Source organism: Variovorax sp. J31P207, from assembly GCF_030316965.1.
In the GTDB taxonomy this organism is placed as follows: domain Bacteria; phylum Pseudomonadota; class Gammaproteobacteria; order Burkholderiales; family Burkholderiaceae_C; genus Variovorax; species Variovorax ginsengisoli_B.
In genome coordinates this window covers 104,067-119,931 of sequence record NZ_JASZYN010000010.1, presented here as the reverse complement: position 1 = coordinate 119,931, position 15,865 = coordinate 104,067, and the positions used below count along the sequence as shown (strand labels likewise).

The 15,865-nt window shown below is 64.6% G+C and carries 12 protein-coding genes and 1 pseudogene; 7 read left to right on the top strand and 6 right to left on the bottom strand.

Annotated features, from left to right (window positions below; translation table 11 throughout):
• Positions 1-7 precede the first annotated feature (7 nt).
• Positions 8-1,012 (bottom strand): ABC transporter substrate-binding protein, encoded by a 1,005-nt coding sequence (locus QTI68_RS28825; RefSeq protein ID WP_286526578.1) that lies wholly within the window; start codon positions 1,010-1,012, stop codon positions 8-10.
• 174 nt (positions 1,013-1,186) lie between these two features.
• On the opposite strand from QTI68_RS28825, the gene QTI68_RS28820 reads away from it, so the two are divergent.
• Positions 1,187-1,660: an Lrp/AsnC family transcriptional regulator gene (locus tag QTI68_RS28820; RefSeq protein WP_286526708.1), complete on the top strand. Its 474-nt coding sequence runs from the start codon at positions 1,187-1,189 to the stop codon at positions 1,658-1,660.
• 59 nt (positions 1,661-1,719) lie between these two features.
• Here the strand turns inward: QTI68_RS28820 and QTI68_RS28815 are convergent, their stop codons facing one another.
• Positions 1,720-2,619, bottom strand: coding sequence for a LysR family transcriptional regulator (locus QTI68_RS28815; RefSeq protein ID WP_286526577.1), 900 nt, complete (start codon positions 2,617-2,619; stop codon positions 1,720-1,722).
• A gap of 96 nt (positions 2,620-2,715) precedes the next feature.
• Between QTI68_RS28815 and QTI68_RS28810 the strand changes: the two genes are divergently transcribed.
• From QTI68_RS28810 to QTI68_RS28795, 4 genes are read left to right on the top strand one after another with little or no spacing between them, the layout of a single operon-like run.
• Entirely contained in the window at positions 2,716-3,729 is a 1,014-nt protein-coding gene (locus QTI68_RS28810) for an aldo/keto reductase (protein ID WP_286526576.1), read from the top strand.
• 31 nt (positions 3,730-3,760) lie between these two features.
• On the top strand, positions 3,761-5,041 hold the full coding sequence (locus tag QTI68_RS28805) for an MFS transporter (protein ID WP_286526575.1): 1,281 nt from the start codon (positions 3,761-3,763) through the stop codon (positions 5,039-5,041).
• A 36-nt stretch (positions 5,042-5,077) separates the two neighbouring features.
• On the top strand, positions 5,078-7,294 hold the full coding sequence (locus QTI68_RS28800) for a TonB-dependent receptor (RefSeq protein ID WP_286526707.1): 2,217 nt from the start codon (positions 5,078-5,080) through the stop codon (positions 7,292-7,294).
• Between the two features lie 44 nt (positions 7,295-7,338).
• Entirely contained in the window at positions 7,339-8,607 is a 1,269-nt protein-coding gene (locus QTI68_RS28795; protein ID WP_286526705.1) for a PepSY-associated TM helix domain-containing protein, read from the top strand.
• Positions 8,608-8,630: 23 nt separating this feature from the next.
• On the opposite strand, the gene QTI68_RS28790 is transcribed toward QTI68_RS28795, so the two are convergent.
• Both QTI68_RS28790 and QTI68_RS28785 read right to left on the bottom strand, forming a co-directional pair.
• The gene (locus tag QTI68_RS28790; protein WP_286526574.1) at positions 8,631-9,614 is read right to left on the bottom strand and encodes a D-2-hydroxyacid dehydrogenase family protein; all 984 of its coding nucleotides are present in this window, start codon (positions 9,612-9,614) and stop codon (positions 8,631-8,633) included.
• Positions 9,615-9,631: 17 nt separating this feature from the next.
• A complete protein-coding gene (locus QTI68_RS28785; protein WP_286526573.1) occupies positions 9,632-10,621 on the bottom strand; it encodes a Bug family tripartite tricarboxylate transporter substrate binding protein in 990 nt (329 codons plus the stop codon).
• Positions 10,622-11,703: 1,082 nt separating this feature from the next.
• On the opposite strand from QTI68_RS28785, the gene QTI68_RS28780 reads away from it, so the two are divergent.
• Both QTI68_RS28780 and QTI68_RS28775 read left to right on the top strand, forming a co-directional pair.
• Complete coding sequence (locus tag QTI68_RS28780; protein WP_286526572.1) at positions 11,704-12,393, top strand: hypothetical protein; 690 nt, start codon at positions 11,704-11,706, stop codon at positions 12,391-12,393.
• A gap of 47 nt (positions 12,394-12,440) precedes the next feature.
• A pseudogene (locus tag QTI68_RS28775) lies at positions 12,441-12,806 on the top strand (Tn3 family transposase); the annotation flags it as partial.
• A 28-nt stretch (positions 12,807-12,834) separates the two neighbouring features.
• Here the strand turns inward: QTI68_RS28775 and QTI68_RS28770 are convergent.
• Both QTI68_RS28770 and QTI68_RS28765 read right to left on the bottom strand, forming a co-directional pair.
• A complete protein-coding gene (locus QTI68_RS28770) occupies positions 12,835-15,009 on the bottom strand; it encodes a hypothetical protein (RefSeq protein WP_286526571.1) in 2,175 nt (724 codons plus the stop codon).
• Positions 15,006-15,302 carry a hypothetical protein gene (locus QTI68_RS28765; protein ID WP_286526570.1) on the bottom strand — a complete coding sequence of 99 codons (297 nt, stop codon included), beginning with the start codon at positions 15,300-15,302 and terminating at the stop codon, positions 15,006-15,008. Before QTI68_RS28765 ends, QTI68_RS28770 begins: the two co-directional genes overlap by 4 nt.
• Between the last annotated feature and the right edge of the window lie 563 nt (positions 15,303-15,865).

Sequence of the window (15,865 nt, the reverse complement as noted above, 5' to 3'; positions counted from 1 at the left end):
TGCCGGTTTACTTGACCACCACTTGCGCGGACTTGACGAGCTCGTCCGACAGCGTCACGCCCTGCTTCAGCGCAGCGCCCGGATTGACGTGCAGTTCGAAGGTGTTGCTGGTCTGCGAGGCGATCGTGCCCGCCGCCTGGCCCTGGAGGATGCGAACCACGATCTTGCCGGTCTGGTGGCCGATGTCGTAGTAGTTCAGGCCCAGCGCCGCGACGGCGCCGCGCTTGACCGCGTCGGTGTCCGCCGCGACCACGGGGATCTTCGCCTGCTGGGCCACCTTGACGATGCCCTCGAAAGCCGACATCACGTTGTTGTCGGTGGGCGCGTAGATGACATCGACCTTGCCGACCAGGCTCTGCGCCGCACTCGCCACGTCGACGGTGCGCGCCGCGGCGCCTTCCACCAGCGTCATTCCGGCGGCCGGCACGGCCTTCTTCAGCGCCTCGATGATCGCCACCGAATTGGCCTCGCCCGGGCTGTAGATCACGCCGACGCGCTTCGCGTTGGGAACGACCCGCTTGATCAGCTCGAGGTGCTTGTCCAGCGGAGAGAGATCGGACACGCCCGTCACGTTGGTGCCCGAAGCCTCCCAGCCTTTGACCAGCTTGGCCGCGACGGGGTCGGTCACCGCGCTGTAGACAATCGGGATGTCCTTGCTCGCCGCGACCACGGCCTGCGCCGAGGGCGTCGCGATCGCGACGATGACGTCGGGCCGCTCGCCCACATATTTGCGGGCGATCTGCGCGGCCGTGCCGGTGTTGCCCTGCGCGCTCTGGTATTCGTACTTGAGGTTCTTGCCGGCTTCGAAGCCGGCCGACTTCAGCTCGTCCCTGACGCCGTCGCGCACGGCGTCGAGCGCCTTGTGCTCGACGATCGCTGTGACCGCGACCGACTTCTCGACAGCAAAACTGGGCGTGGCCGCGGCAGAGGCGACGGCGGTGGCGATCAGGGCCAGGGAGGAGCGCAGGAAAGAATGTTGCACGTTGATGTCCTTGTGAGAAATAGTCGGCATGGTTCAATTAGGAAAACCGCCTCGGCCGGAAACCTGTTTGATCACCGTCCGGGGGCCGTCTTCTAGGTGAAGAAGTGTGAACTTCCGCACGAACAATCTGTTTTCATCGCGGGTTGGGGCGAACCCTCGTACAAGCAACATAATTTCTCGTTCAACACAAAAAAGGAGACGATCTTGTACGACCCCGATTTCGACCGTACCGACCGCAAGATCCTGGCCTTCCTGCAGGAGCACGGGCGCGCGTCCAACCTGGAGCTTGCCGAGGCCGCGGGCCTGTCGCCCGCCCAATGCCATCGCCGCCACCGCCGACTGGAAGAAGCGGGATTCATCGCGCGGTATGAAACGCGCCTGGCCCCGGCGCGGCTTGACCTGCATGTGGTGGCCTTCATCCTCGTGGCCATGGAAAAGGGGCATATCCGCGACCTGTCGAAATTCACCAACGTGGTCATCGACATGCCGGAGGTGCTCGAGTGCTACTCGATCACCGGCGACTACGACTTCGTCATGAAGGTCATCGCGCGCGACCTCAAGGGGCTGTCGCGGTTCCTGATCGACAAGCTGATGCGGCTGCCGGGCGTCGACGGCGTGCGTTCCAGCGTCTGCCTGGACGAATTCAAGTGCACGAGTGCCCTGCCGCTACCTGAATGACGGCGACGCCCCGGCGAAACAGCGCGCTCGGGGGACGATCGTCAACGGGTGATCACACCTCACAGGGACGCAGCCACGTCCGCGACCAGGTTGCGCAACCAGACATGCGCAGGGTCCTCGCGGTAGCGCACGTGCCAGGCCATCTGCATCGGAAAGGTGCCTAGATCGACCGGCGCCGGCAGCACCTTCAACCTCGAATCGCCGGCCAGGCGCCGGCAAATCAGCTTCGGCAGCGTCGCACAGTAGTCGGTGGCGGCCACGATTTCGGGGATCGACATGAAGTGGGTGACTGTCACCGCGACGTCCCTCTTGAGCCCTCCCCGCTCCAGTGCCTGGAAAAGCCCTGCGCGCAGGCGCCCTCCCGCCGGCAGCAGGTTCACGTGCTTCATCCGCTCGTATTGCGCCTTGGTGATCTTCGAGCCGACCTTCGGATGGTCGGCACGCACCACGCAGGCCAGGCCGTCATCCGCAATGTGCTGCACGACCAGGTTGTCGGGCGCATCAGTGATGCGGCCGAGCACGATCGCCGTGGTTCCGGAGGTGACCCCCGTCGCGGCGACATCGGCGCCGAAGGGCAATGTGCGCAGGCGAATGCCCGGAGCGAGCTCGCGCAGCCGCGCCACCAGGGCGGGCACGAACACGAACTCCACGTAGCTGTTGGGCGCGATCGTGACCAGATGATCGGCGCGGGACGGATCGAAGGCCTGCTGGCCGAGCACCACAGTGTCCAGCGCAGCCAGTGCTGATGTCAGCGCCGGTGCCAGCGCCTCAGCCTTCGGCGTCGGTCGCATGCCGTAACGCTCCCGGATGAACAGTGGGTCCTGCAGCACGATGCGCAGGCGCGTCAGTGCGTTGGACAGCGCCGATTGGGTCATGCCCAGGCGATCCGCCGCGCGGGTCACGCTGCGCTCTTCCAGCAGGGCCACGAAGATGGGCAGAAGGTTGAGGTCGTATCGCATGCAGAATTATCGCCAAGGATAAATCTGGAATCGAGGAAATACATTGGATAAATTTCTTGTGGATGCCCATCATTCAGCCATTCACAGGAGATCACCATGAAATTGAAGAACCTTCTTCCCGGCGTGCTGGGATTCGGCACTGCCCCTTTGGGCAACATGTTTCGCGCGATTCCCGAGGAGGAAGCGCGAGCCACCGTGGACGCCGCGTGGAACGACGGCATCCGCTTCTTCGACACCGCGCCGTTCTACGGCGCAGGGCTGGCGGAAGCCCGCCTGGGCGAGGGGCTGGCGGCCCGCGCTCGCGAAGAGTTCGTCATCAGCACCAAGGTCGGTCGCCTGATCCTCGACGAAGTGGAAGACGTCAACGCTCGCGACCTCGGCGAGAAGGGCGATGTGTTCAGGCATGGCCGCGCCAACCGCATCGTGAACGACTATTCGGAAGACGCGACCCTGCGCTCGATCGAAGACAGTCTGAAACGACTCAAGACGGACCGCATCGACATTGCCTGGGTGCACGATGTCGCCCAGGATTTCTACGGCGACGAGTGGCTCGGCGTGTTCGAGACCGCGCGCAAGGGCGCCTTCAAGGCGCTGGACCGGTTGCGTGACGAAGGCGTGATCCGTGCCTGGGGCCTGGGCGTGAACCGGGTGGAGCCGATCGAGCTGCTGCTGGGGCTTGAAGGGCCGCGTCCGGACGGCTTCCTGCTCGCCGGCCGCTACACGCTGCTGGACCACGCGCGGGCGCTGCAGCGCGTGATGCCGCAGCTGGCGGCTCGCGGCCTCGGCATCGTCGTCGGCGGGCCCTACAGCTCAGGCGCGCTGGTGGGCGGGCCGAACTTCGAATACGCGCCCGCCACGCCGGAGATCCTGGCCAAGGTCCAGGCCATCAAGGCCATCGCGGATCGCCACGACGTGCCGATGAAGGCGGCAGGACTGCAGTTCGCCCTGGCGCACCCCGCGGTGGCCGCAGTCATCCCCGGGGCCAGCCGGCCGGGTCGCATTGCGGAGGACCGCGCTGCGCTTGAAGCGGTGGTGCCGAAGGACTTCTGGCGCGAGCTGCGACAGGCAGGCCTCGTGCAAGCGGAAGCGCCGCTGCCCCACGGCCTCTGACACCGGCGCGCCACCCTTCAGGACGACAAAAATGCTGAACGAAGCCTGTGAACCGCAGTGCGCCTCGATGGAGGCGCACTGCGCCGACACGCGGCAACTGAATCGCCGCACGCTGACCTTGCTGGCACTTGCACTCGGCACCTTCTGCATCGGGACGTCCGAGTTTGCGAGCATGGGCATTCTTCAGCTGTTTGCCGCCAGCCTGGATCTGGACATAGCCACCGCCACGCATGCCATCGAGGCATATGCCTTCGGCGTCGTGCTCGGAGGTCCTGCCGTGACCATCCTGGCCGCGAAACTGAATCGCAAGCACCTGCTGCTGGTCCTGATGGCGATCTTCGTTCTCGGCAATGTCATGTCGGCCATCGCCACGGGGTTGGGCATGTTCACGCTCGCACGCTTCGTGAGCGGCATTCCGCAAGGCGCCTATTTCGGCGCGGGCGCCGTGGTCGCTTCCTACATCGTCGGGCCGGGCCAGGGCGGGCGCGCCTTCGCCCTGGTGATGACGGGCTTGACGGTGGCCACCATCGTCGGCTCGCCGCTCGCCACCCTCCTCGGCCAGAACCTCGGCTGGCGAAACGCCTACCTGGCCGTTTCGGCTCTTGGCGTGGTGGCGTTCCTGGCGCTCTGGATGTGGGTGCCGCGATCCAGCGCCTTGAACGGTGGACCCGTGCTGCAGGAACTTCGGTCATTGAACCGGCCGGCTGTCTGGGCGATGGTGGCTGTGGCGGCGCTGGGCGTGTCCAGCATCTTCGCCGTCTACACGTTCATCGGGCACTTCGTCACCGACGAGGCATCGCTGCCGCAAGCATGGACTCCGATCGCGCTGGGCCTTTTCGGTGTCGGCATGACGGCGGGCAACGTCGTCGGAGGATGGATGGCGGACCGCTATCCGTCACGGGGCTTGGTCGCCGGGTTCGGCAGCGCCCTGGTTGCGTTGGCGCTGTTGGCGGTCGGTGGCGGCAACGCCTGGATCCTGATGACGGGCCTGGTCATGGTGGGCGGCACGATGATGGTTGCGATCCCGACGATCCAGGTGCGCCTCACCCGGGCGGCACCGGACGCACCGACGCTGATGGGCGCAATGAACCTGGCTGCCCTCAACGTGGCAAACGCCATTGGCGCCTGGGCTGGCGGTCAGACGATCGCGCATGGGAACGGCCTGCTGTCAGCAGTGTGGGCGGGGTTCGGGCTGACCCTTGCCGGGCTTGCGTTGTTCTTCTTCGTGTCACGAACTGCAGCGGAACCGATGTGCAGGTCGGATGGCACAGCCAACGACACATTTGCAGGCACTGGCGTCCAGGTTGGTTAATAATAATCATTGCCATTTGTATTTCTATTCATGACGATGCCCGCCCCTCGCTTCTTCCCGCGCCCGATCGCCGTTGCCTGTGCCTTGGCCCTGCTGCAGGCCTTTACGGCCTCGGCGCAGACTGCGCCTGCGGCTGCAGCCTCCACCGTGCCGGTCGGCTCGCTGGCCACGGTGACCGTCGAAGCCAGTGCCGACGCCTCGGCCGATGGCCTGACGGCGCCCTTTGCCGGCGGCCAGGTGGCGCGCGGCGGCCGCATCGGCATCCTGGGCAACCAGGACGTGATGGACTCGTCCTTCTCGAGCACCAGCTACACCAGCCAGTTCATCCGGGACATGCAGGCGCAGAGCGTGTCGGACGTGCTGCTCAACGACCCGACGGTGCGCACCGCGCGCGGCTTCGGCAACTTCCAGGAGCTGTATGTCATCCGCGGCTTCCCGGTCTATTCGGACGACATCGGCTACAACGGCCTCTACGGCATGCTGCCGCGTCAGTACATCGCCTCCGAACTGTTTGAACGGGTCGAGGTGTTCCGCGGCGCCAGTGCCTTCCTGAACGGTGCCGCACCGGGCGGCAGCGGGCTCGGCGGTGCCATCAACCTGCTGCCCAAGCGGGCATCGAACGAGCCGCTGACGCGCCTCAACCTCGGCGTCCAGAGCGGCGGCGAAGTCTCCGGCTCGGCTGACATCTCGCGCCGCTTCGGGCCCGACGACAGCACCGGCATCCGCGTCAATGCGGTCAAGCGCAGTGGCAACGACGGCATCGACGACGAAAAGCGCGACCTGACCGCCGCCAGCGTCGGGCTGGACTGGCGCAGCCGCAATGCGCGCATCTCGGCCGACATCGGCTATCAGGACTACACGCTGACCCAGGGCCGCCCGAGCGTCACGCCCGGCTTCGGCCTGCCGATCCCGGCCGCGCCGGACGCCCAGAAGAACTTCGCCCAGCCCTGGACCACTTCGAGCGAGCGCGACACCTTCGGCACCGTGCGCGGCGAATTGGACATCAACGACCAATGGACGGTCTATGCCGCCGGCGGCCTGCGCCATGGCGACGAGTCGAACGTGGTCGCCAATCCGACCTTGACCAACATCTTCGGCGCCACCGCCGCGTCTCGCTTCGACAACACTCGCCAGGACAACGTCAGCACCGGCGAAATCGGCGTGCGCGGAAAGTTCGCGACCGGCTCGGTCCAGCACAGCCTGGTGGCCAGCGCAACCGCCTACAACGACGACCAGCGCAATGCCTACGGACTCTCGGGCACCACCATCCTGAGCAACATCTACACGCCGGTTGCGACCCTGTTCCCGCCCCCGCCCACCCTGTTCACCGGCGGCGTGCTCAACGACCCGATGCAGACGCTCAAGGTCCAGACCTCCAGCTTCGCCCTGGCGGACACGATGTCGTTCATGCAGGACCGGCTGCTGGTCACGCTCGGCGCGCGCTACCAGACCATCAAGCAGACCACCTACGACTACAACTCTGGCCTGGAGCAGAGCCACTACGACGAGTCGAAGACGACGCCGGTGTTCGGCGCGGTGTTCAAGGTCACGCCCGAGGTCTCGCTCTACGGCAACTACATCGAAGGGCTGCAGCAGGGCAGCGTGGCTCCGGCGGTGGTCAACAACCTGCCGGTGCTCAATGCCGGCGAGATCTTCGCGCCGTTCACCGCGCAGCAGGGTGAGATCGGCGTCAAGTACGAAAGCGGCACCGTGGGCGCCAGCGCCGCGCTGTTCCAGATCACGCAGCCGCAAGCCTTCGTGCAGAACCAGGTCTACGGCACCTTCGGTGAACAGCGCAATCGAGGCGCCGAGTTCCTGCTGTACGGCGAACCGGTGCATGGCCTGCGCCTGCTCGGCGGCCTGACGCTGATCAACGCCGAACAGACCGCGAGCCCCGGCGGCCTGCTCGACGGCAAGGAGGCGATCGGGGTGCCGCGCCAGCAGTTCAACTTCGGCGCCGAGTGGGACATCCCGGGCGTGCGCGGCCTGGCCATCAACGGCCGCTTCATCTACACCGCCTCGCAGTACGCGGACGCGGCCAACACGCAGACGGTGCCGAGCTGGAACCGCTTCGACATCGGCGCACGCTACCTGATGGACATCGGCAACGGCCGCGTGCTGACCTTGCGCGGCCGCATCGACAACCTGTTGAACAAGTCCTACTGGGCGTCGGCGGGCGGCTATCCGGGCGCCAGCTACCTGGTGCTCGGCGCGCCGCGCACCTTCGTGCTGACGGGTACGATCGACTTTTGAAGGACGGCCCGAACGGCGCGCCGACGAGGGGAGTTTCAACGGTGCTGCGCGCTTTCTGGACCGTGGTCCATCGCTGGGTGGGCCTCGCGATCGCGGTCTTCCTGACCATTGCCGGCCTGACCGGCACGGTGACCTCGTGGGACCACGAGCTCGACGAATGGCTCAACAGCAGCCTCTACCACACGGACAGCCGCGGCCCCTTCAAGGATCCGCTGGAACTGGCGGCACGGGTCGAAGCCGCCGATGCGCGCGCCGAGGTCACCTATGTCTCGCTCAACTTCGAGCCGGGCCACAGCGCCGGCTTCTTCGTCGAGCCGCGCATCGATCCGGCCACCGGCAGGCCCTTCGCGCTCGACTACAACAACGTCCACGTCGATCCGGTCAGCGGCCGGATCATGGGACGGCGCGACACCACCGCGGTGTCGCTGTCGCGCGAGAATCTGATGCCCTTCCTGCGCACGGTGCACTACAGCCTGCACATCCCCGCGCTGTGGGGCACCGAGCGCATCGGCTACTGGATCATGGGCGGCGTGGCGCTGATCTGGCTGCTCGACAGCTTCGTCGCGTTCTACCTGACGACGCCGCGGCGGCTGCGGCCGCGCTCGACCCCGCCGACTCAGCCGCACCGCAAGCCCGCGACCTGGTGGGCGCGCTGGAAGCCTTCCTGGCTGATGCGCTGGAGCGCCGGCGGCTACAAGCTCAACTTCGACCTGCACCGCGCCGGCGGCCTCTGGGTCTGGATACCGATCCTCGTCATCGCCTTCACCTCGTTCTCGCTGAACCTGTACCGCGAGGTCTTCTATCCGGTGCTGTCGCTGGTGTCGAAGACCACGCCCGGACCGTACGAGACGCGCCAGTTCGCGCGGCTCGGGCAGACCATCGCGGCCAGACTCGATTTCGCGCAGGCGATCGGCATCGCCGGTGAGGAGGCCCGGCGCCGCGGCTGGACCACGCCGCTCGGCGGCATCTACCACGAGCGGCGCGGCGGCTTCTACAACGTGTCCTTCTTTCCGCCCGGCGGCGATGCGAGCCAGGGCGGCATGGGCCTGAGCAATCTCTACATCGACAGCCAGGACGGCCGGGTGCTGAGCGAGAACCGGCCCTGGCACGGCACTGCCGCCGACGTTTTCGTGCAACTGCAATTCCCGCTGCACTCGGGCCGCATCCTCGGGCTGCCGGGACGTATCCTGATGTCGCTGATGGGGCTGATGGTGGCGACGCTGTCGGTGACCGGCATCGTGATCTGGCTGCGCAAGAGAAGGGCGCGGCATCTGAAGCCGAAGCCCCGGGCGCGCGGCGTTGCGAAAGCCTGAGCCGCTCTGGAGTCCGGTGTCGCTCAGGCCCTGCGGCGCGCGGCCTCCAGCGCCTCAGGATTGACGACATCCACTAGCCTCCCTTCGGCAAACGCATTGATGTTGTCGAAGGCGATGCCGAAATAGCGCTCGTAGTTGTCCTTCTCGACGTACCCGATGTGAGGTGTGCACAGCACGTTGGGCAATGCGAGCAGCGGATGATCCCGTGCCATGACGGGCTCCTGTTCGTAGACGTCGACCGCCGCGAACCCGGGACGGCCCGCGCGCAACGCCTGCTCGAGGGCGCCCTTGGCGACCAGTTCGGCGCGGCTGGTGTTGACCAGCAGCGCCGTGCGCTTCATCCGGGCGAGGTCGTCGGCCGTGACCAGTCCGTGGGTGTCTTCGGTGAGCCGCACATGCAGGCTGATCACGTCGCTTTCGGCGAAGAAGGCTTCGCGCGACGGTGCAACCTCGAACCCGTCGGCACGCGCCGCGCCGGTCGATGCCTCGCGGCCCCAGACCCAGACCTTCATGCCGAACACCCGGCCGTAGGCGGCCACCTGGCGACCGATGCGTCCATAGCTCCAGACGCCCAGGCGCTGTCCGCCGAGTTGCTGGCCGAGGTGCCCCTGCCAGAGCCCCTGGCGCATGCGGTTGGCCTCGTCGACCAGATGGCGCCGGCTCGCGAGCGCGAGCGCCCAGCTCAGTTCCGCGGTGGCGGACCCTGCGCCGCTGCCTTCGGCCACGAGCACGCCGCGCGCCGTGCAGGCCGCCAGGTCGACGTGGCCCGCGAGCTTGCCGGTCTGGCTGATCAGTCGGAGCTTGGGCAGGCGGTCGAGCAGCGCCGCATCGATGCGCGTGCGTTCGCGCGTCAGCACGATGGCGTCGGCATCGGCGAAACGCTCGGCCAGCGCGTCGGTGCCCTCGACCGTGTCGTTGAAGATGCGCGCCTCGTGGGCATCGAGTTTCGAGAAGCAGTCCAGGCCGCGGACGCAGTCCTGGTAGTCATCAGGGATGGCGACGTGCATGTGAGAGCGCTCCTTTTTCATTGAAGCGTGATGTGAAGTTCTTCGACCGTGCGCCTCCACATCGCCAGGTCGTTGCGCACGAGCGTCGTGAACTGCTCGGGCGGCATGCCGCCGGGAGCGATGCCCTGGGCCTTGAAGAGATCGCGCACTTCCTGCGTGTCGAGGGCGCGCTTGACTTCGGCGTAGAGGCGCTGCGTCACAGCCGCCGGCGTGCCGGCCTTGAGCAGCAGGCCGTACCAGCCATGCACCTCGAAGCCGGGATAGCCCTGCTCGGCCACGGTCCGCACGGCGGGGAGTCCGTCGAAGCGCGTGGCCGTCGCCACCGCGAGTGCGCGCAGCTTGCCCGCCTGAATGAACGGCAGGGCGCTGCTCATGTCGAGAAACATGAACTGGATCTGCCCGCCCAGGAGGTCCTGCACCGCGGGGCCGGCGCCCCGGTAGGGCACGTGCGTTGCGCGGATGCCGGCACGCTGCACGAACAGCGCCGCGCCCAGGTGCGCCGAGGTGCCGTTGCCGGACGAGCCGTACGACAGACCGTCTGGTCTGGCCTTCGCGCTCGCTACCAGTGCCTGCAGATCAGGCGCGGGGAAATCGGCGCGCACCACCACGGCGTGGGGCACGAAACCCACCACGGTCAACGGCGAGAAATCGCGCAGGGTGTCGAAGGGGTAGCCGGGCATCAGCGCCGGATTGGTGACCGCCAGGATCGACGGAAACACCAGCGTGTAGCCATCGGCCGGTTGGTGTTTCACCTCGCTCATGCCGATGACGCCGCCACCGCCGGGCTTGTTGTCGATGATCACGGGCTGGCCCAGGTGCGTCGACATGATCTTCCCGATCGCGCGCGCCATGAGGTCGGTCGGGCCGCCGGGCGAGAACGGCACGACGATGCGGACCGGCTTCGATGGGAAGGCGTCGGCCCAGGCGCGCGGGGCAAGTGCCATGAGCGCGAGTGCGCCTCCCATGGCGTTGAAATGACGCCGGGAGGGGGCGGGAGTGGGGGGCATGGGGTCTCCTTGGGGATGCATCGCTGCGTGCAAACATCTTTTGACTCGACGCGTCAGTCTAGGTCTAGGGTGCACCGGCCGCATCCGGCTCATTCCATTGCGTGGAATTGAAGGGCGCGCTTCGGAGGGAGACGGACCGAGTTCTCGTGAAGGGCCTCAGGGGCCGCGTCGGACCAGCAGCCTGCCAGCAGCCCTGCAGCGCCACATCAGACGAGGTTCGGGCGGACCGCTGCGCCGGAAAAAGCGCAGATGCTGTCGAGCGACTACTGACTTCCCACGTGATCGATCTGGCGGAGCCAGCGGGGTTGTGGGCGAGGCAACCTGCCCGCGACTTTGTCTTGCTCAGTGCGCGGGTGGACTACTAGGCAGACCAAGCCCGACGCACCAGGTAGATGAGCGCCCCGACTGCAGCCAGTACGGTGAGCGTACTGAGAGTCAGGTCGGCTCTCTCCGCGTTCTGGTCCCCGCTCATTCGGTTGTCTCGGCGCACTGGCTTCGCGGCGGCCTCAGCGAATGGGGTGTATACCGCCCCCCCAAAGTCTGCGTCACCCTCGGTACGCGTCGTCATCAGGGCGTCGTTCGGGCGCTCGCTCGACACGACCGACGCGTTGCCGGTACTCACGCGGGGCGCGTCCTGCTGCATACGAAAGGTGGCACCTCCTGCCGGCAGTACCGTTACGGCAAGTGCCACGAACGCGACCGAGACTAGAGCTTTGATCGACATGCTGGTCTCGCTTTCGGTTTCAACTACCTGTCATTCACTTGACATTACAGCGAATGGTGCAAGGACGCCAGTACGTTTCTCCCGTATCACTCAATAGTTACGAATTGCGTTCTTTTTAGCGCCAAATCAGTGCAGTGTCACTCTCAAGTTACGGAATAAAAATTCCTTCGAGTCACTTTCTTTCTGAGAGACAGCGCCCCTCTTGTTGGAACAGTTAATTGACGCATTGACAGTGGTCAGGCATCGGCCTAATCTCCGCCGCCAGTCAGCGCCAAGCGAGGTCATCCAAGGCAGTGTTCATTGCCCAACTTGCGGTTTTATTGTCGAGTCGTTCAATCCAACCTGACAGGAGTTCACCGTGAATAAGAAGCTAAGAGATGTATGTCGAGCGCTCGTAGTCGCATCGGCGTTGATTGTGCCCGCTATCGGCAGGGCTGATGCTGTGCCACTTGACGAGTTGAGTGCGCAGTGGTGGCAGTGGTTGCTCTCCATCCCGGAAAAAGACAATCCCAACCTGGACATCAGCGGCGACGATTGCAGGGTGGGCCAGCGCGGGCCAATTTGGTTTCTCGCCGGGACGTTTGGTGGCGCCGCCAGTCGTACCTGCAGCATTCCGCATGGCACGACCCTCTTTTTCCCAGTCGTTAACAGTGTGCAAGTGAATACACCGGGCGACTGCGGGCAAGATTCAAGCGTGACCTTGGATGTCGATACGATGCGAAAGAACAATGCCGGATTCATCGACGGAATTACGATCAAGACGGTTACAGTTGATGGCGTTGCTGCTGGAAGCATTTCCAGAGTTAAGTCGGTGCCATTTGTTACTGCATTGCCAGAAAAGAACATCTTTGTCGATTTCTGCAGGAAGGTTCGCCCCAAGGGTCAGCGACCTGGAATCTTTTCGCCATCCGTCGATGATGGTTACTACGCAAAAATTGAAAATCTGAGCCTAGGGAGCCATATGTTGCAGATCACTGCGAGTAACGGCAATGGCTTCGACCTAAGCATTTCGTATGTACTGAATGTCGTACAAGTTTCATTGAAATAGCGAAGGACGTTCTGGCGGAATTCACATTGGCTTAGCGCGGGCTCGACGCCGTCAAGGGTGTAGAGACAAACAACCGCGGCGAGGACCTCATGCAGCTAACACTGGTGGCGGTAGATACCCATGGGGACATGAATCCGGCGATGGCCATCGCCAAGCTGCTGGGCTTTGACCTGTGTCCGCGCCTGCGCTGCACCTGCCGCGCGTCTTCAGGGTCCCAGCGGGCCTCGAAGCAGTCACCGTGAGGAGCGTCTCGCTGAGCGCCATCGAGCGCGGCTGGGACGCCTGTGCGAATCGCCATCGAGGACTTCCGGCGCGAGATCCACACGCTACTGAACCGGGGCGAATCGGTGCATCAGCTCCAGCGCGCGGTGTACAGCGGCAAGGTTGCGCCAGAGTGCGGCCGGAGGCGCGACGGGGCCGGGGAATCAGGGGGCTACCTCATCAGGGCCTCTCGGGCCGCACCAACTCGCCGGTTGAGGACAAGAGAACACGGTAGTTCGGAAGCCGCTTGAATCTGCAAACTTCCCGCGGGAGATTGCCGCGCAAGCGATAGAGTCCGGTCGCGTTCTCGCTTCCGTTGGGTGCTGCCTCGATGAAGTATTCGTCATTGCGCTTGAGCAACCGCGCCCAGTCCAGGCTGCCGCCCGATTGCGCGACGAAGGAAACTCCGCCATCCCCAGGGCCGGCGGGTGGCAGGCCGATGAATCCCACAGGCGAATCCTCGCGACGCCGGTCTTTGGATGCGATGCGGCCGTCTTCGATCGGAAAGAGCCAGGTTCTGCTCTCCTTCTCGTCCCTGCAGCTACCCTTGTGACCACCGTAGTCCTCCTTCAGCTGCACAAGGTCAAGCGCGGGTGCTTCGGGCCTTGCGGACAGATGCCATAAGGGGCGCTCACCGGTGTTGTCGGAGTACAAACGGCTGGCGTCTTCTTTCCGCAAACGGAAGGTGCCGGTGGGAGCGACTTCGGTCAAGCCATTGCGTTCAGCCATCGCGCACAGATCTGGCTCATACCCGGGCCGGCGCGTCCATGCAGGAGCAAGACGGTTGCGAAAGCCATCGAAGGCGAGTCTGCACAGCGGCTTCGTGCGCCCATCGTCAAAGGTCCAGACATCGGCATGCTCACGGCTCTGGAGATTGACTGCGACCGGTCGCCCCCCGATGAAGAACAAGCGATTGCCGGGGAAGTCGTCCGCCGTCTCGGCAGTCGACATGGATTCCGACGGGCACAGGCCGCCAACGCCGCCAGTGTCCATCGTCACCAGGCGCTCTGGTCCAACCCCCAGCCGTACGAGCGCGTACAACAGGTCCATTTCGTATCCGTATCCGATTTCCCCAGAACTAAGCAGCGAAGTCCGCTCCTCATCCGAAAGTCCAGGCACCAAGGAGCGGAAACGAGAAAGTGAAGGCGCCGACGTCAGGCTGGGCTCGCCGGTCAGAGCGTTACTCACCTCTTCGCACATCCGGCGATCACTCAAGGGCAAGGGCGGTGAGCTCGAAATCGCCCGCGACGACGAGACCCCGGCACGAAAGATCGGCACCAGCTCGAACCGACAAAGGTCTTCCAGCCCATTCGGAAATGTAGACATGTCCGAGGGGTAAACAGATAACAAACGCAAGGCGTTGTTAACCGCTGCTTCGATGAAGTACTCATTGCCTTGCTGCAAAAGCTCGGGATTTGCCAGATCATCGAATCCGAAGTTGGTGTACCCCGGCACCTCCTCCCACTCCTTTGTTTTCCGTTCATCCGGCAACACCCGCCCATGCTTGTCCAGTGACACAAACCACGCCGAGGCTCCATCTACAGGTCGGCGTCCCGAGATGCGCGCCAGCGTCAGTGATTCATCTCCGTCGGGATAATGCAGACGCCACACTGGCCAATCCTTCGTGGCCGCAACACCTTGCATGTGGGCGTCGTCTCTATGCAGGCGGAACGTCTCGTTGGTCGAAACCTTGGCCAGTGAATCAGCGGCGGCCAGCGCGCAGAGTTCCGGGTCGCGGAGGGCGCTGCGTTGTTGCATCACGCGGGGCAACAACTTCTTGCGATGTCCTGCGGAGGTCAAGGCACACAGAAGGCGGGCCCGCCCCCCAGCGTAGTCCCAGACTTTCGCGTCGCTGCGATCGGACGAGACAGCGATCGGTCGCTTTCCCACGTAAAACAGGCGCTCGCCAGGAAAGGGCCCTGGCGCATCGACAACCCGTATCGATCGTGGTCGTTGCGCTTGGCGCTTGGGATCGCCGCTCAGCAGGGAAGGCTCACCGTCGTCGAGAACGGCCAGATACTCGCCCTCCGGGCCGAGCGTCACCCAAGCGAATCGGTCCTCAAACTCCGAATTCGGATCAAAGTCCAAATGACCCCCCGCGTCAAGACCGGGCACCAGGCGTGCGGGCAAGAAGGGTGTCTCCGTCGCGCGGGACGCCTTGCCGCTTAAGGTGTCGGCGACCTCTTGGCAGACCTGGTCGTCACTTGCTTGGAGGCTCGCCAGCTCTGTCTGTTGGCTTGTCTTGAGCTCTTCGGGTGAACGACTACAGGCCGCGCACACCAGCACCAGCGATGCAACTGCGAAACGCCGGACCCAGCGCCTTCTTGAGGCGCGGCCAGCGAGAGAATCGTTCATGTTGGGTCGACCTTGACCTGCGGAAGTCGGTTTGCAGTTCCGTTGTTCCCCGGACCCCGATTGCGGCTGAATTCGTTGGGCTCGCCATCGTCAAGAACGGCCAGATACTCCAGCTCAGGCCCAAGTTTCACCCATTCGAAGCGGCCTCCTGGTTCCCACTTTGAATCAAACGCGTCTACGCCGGCGTCGAGGCCGGGTACGAGGCGTTGGGGCCAGAAGGCTACCTCCATCGCAAGGGACGGTTCGCCACTCAAGGAGTTGGCGATCTCCTGACAGATCTGGGCGTTGCTCACTTGCGTCGGTTCCGGCATTTCCGGTTGATGAGTCAGTGGCTCCTCCACATAGCGGCTGCACGCCACGCACGCGATTGTCAGAACGATGCCAGCGATCCACCACAAGCAGTGAATCGAACGTCGGTTACTCATATTCTTCTGAAAGTGTGCCGGGAGTACTCACCGTTGGGGTCGGGGTGCCCTCAAGAAACGGATTCTTTCGTACGCTTGGATCGCGAAAGCGAAGCGGTCGCGATGCCGATCGAGCGCGGGGCGCACGGCGCCGATTTAGGGGGGGTCTGGTTGGTCATTCAGGCCAAAGTTTCTTGACACTGGGGCATGCGATGTCACTCTGCCTCAGCTTGGGGCGCCAATTCTTTCGATCGAACAGAACGCGGTGCTGGCGCTACACGGCCCTGCTCCTGGCGGAGTACGTCGCCTGCGGCCCGTATTCGCGGTGCAGGAAGTTGAGCAAATGGGTTCGCTCGCTGTCTTCTCTGGACGGTGGCGGTCGACAAGAATCAGGCAATCTGATCTCGACCGTCTTGGGCTCGGCATTGCGGCCGACCGCTTGAGCCGCCGGT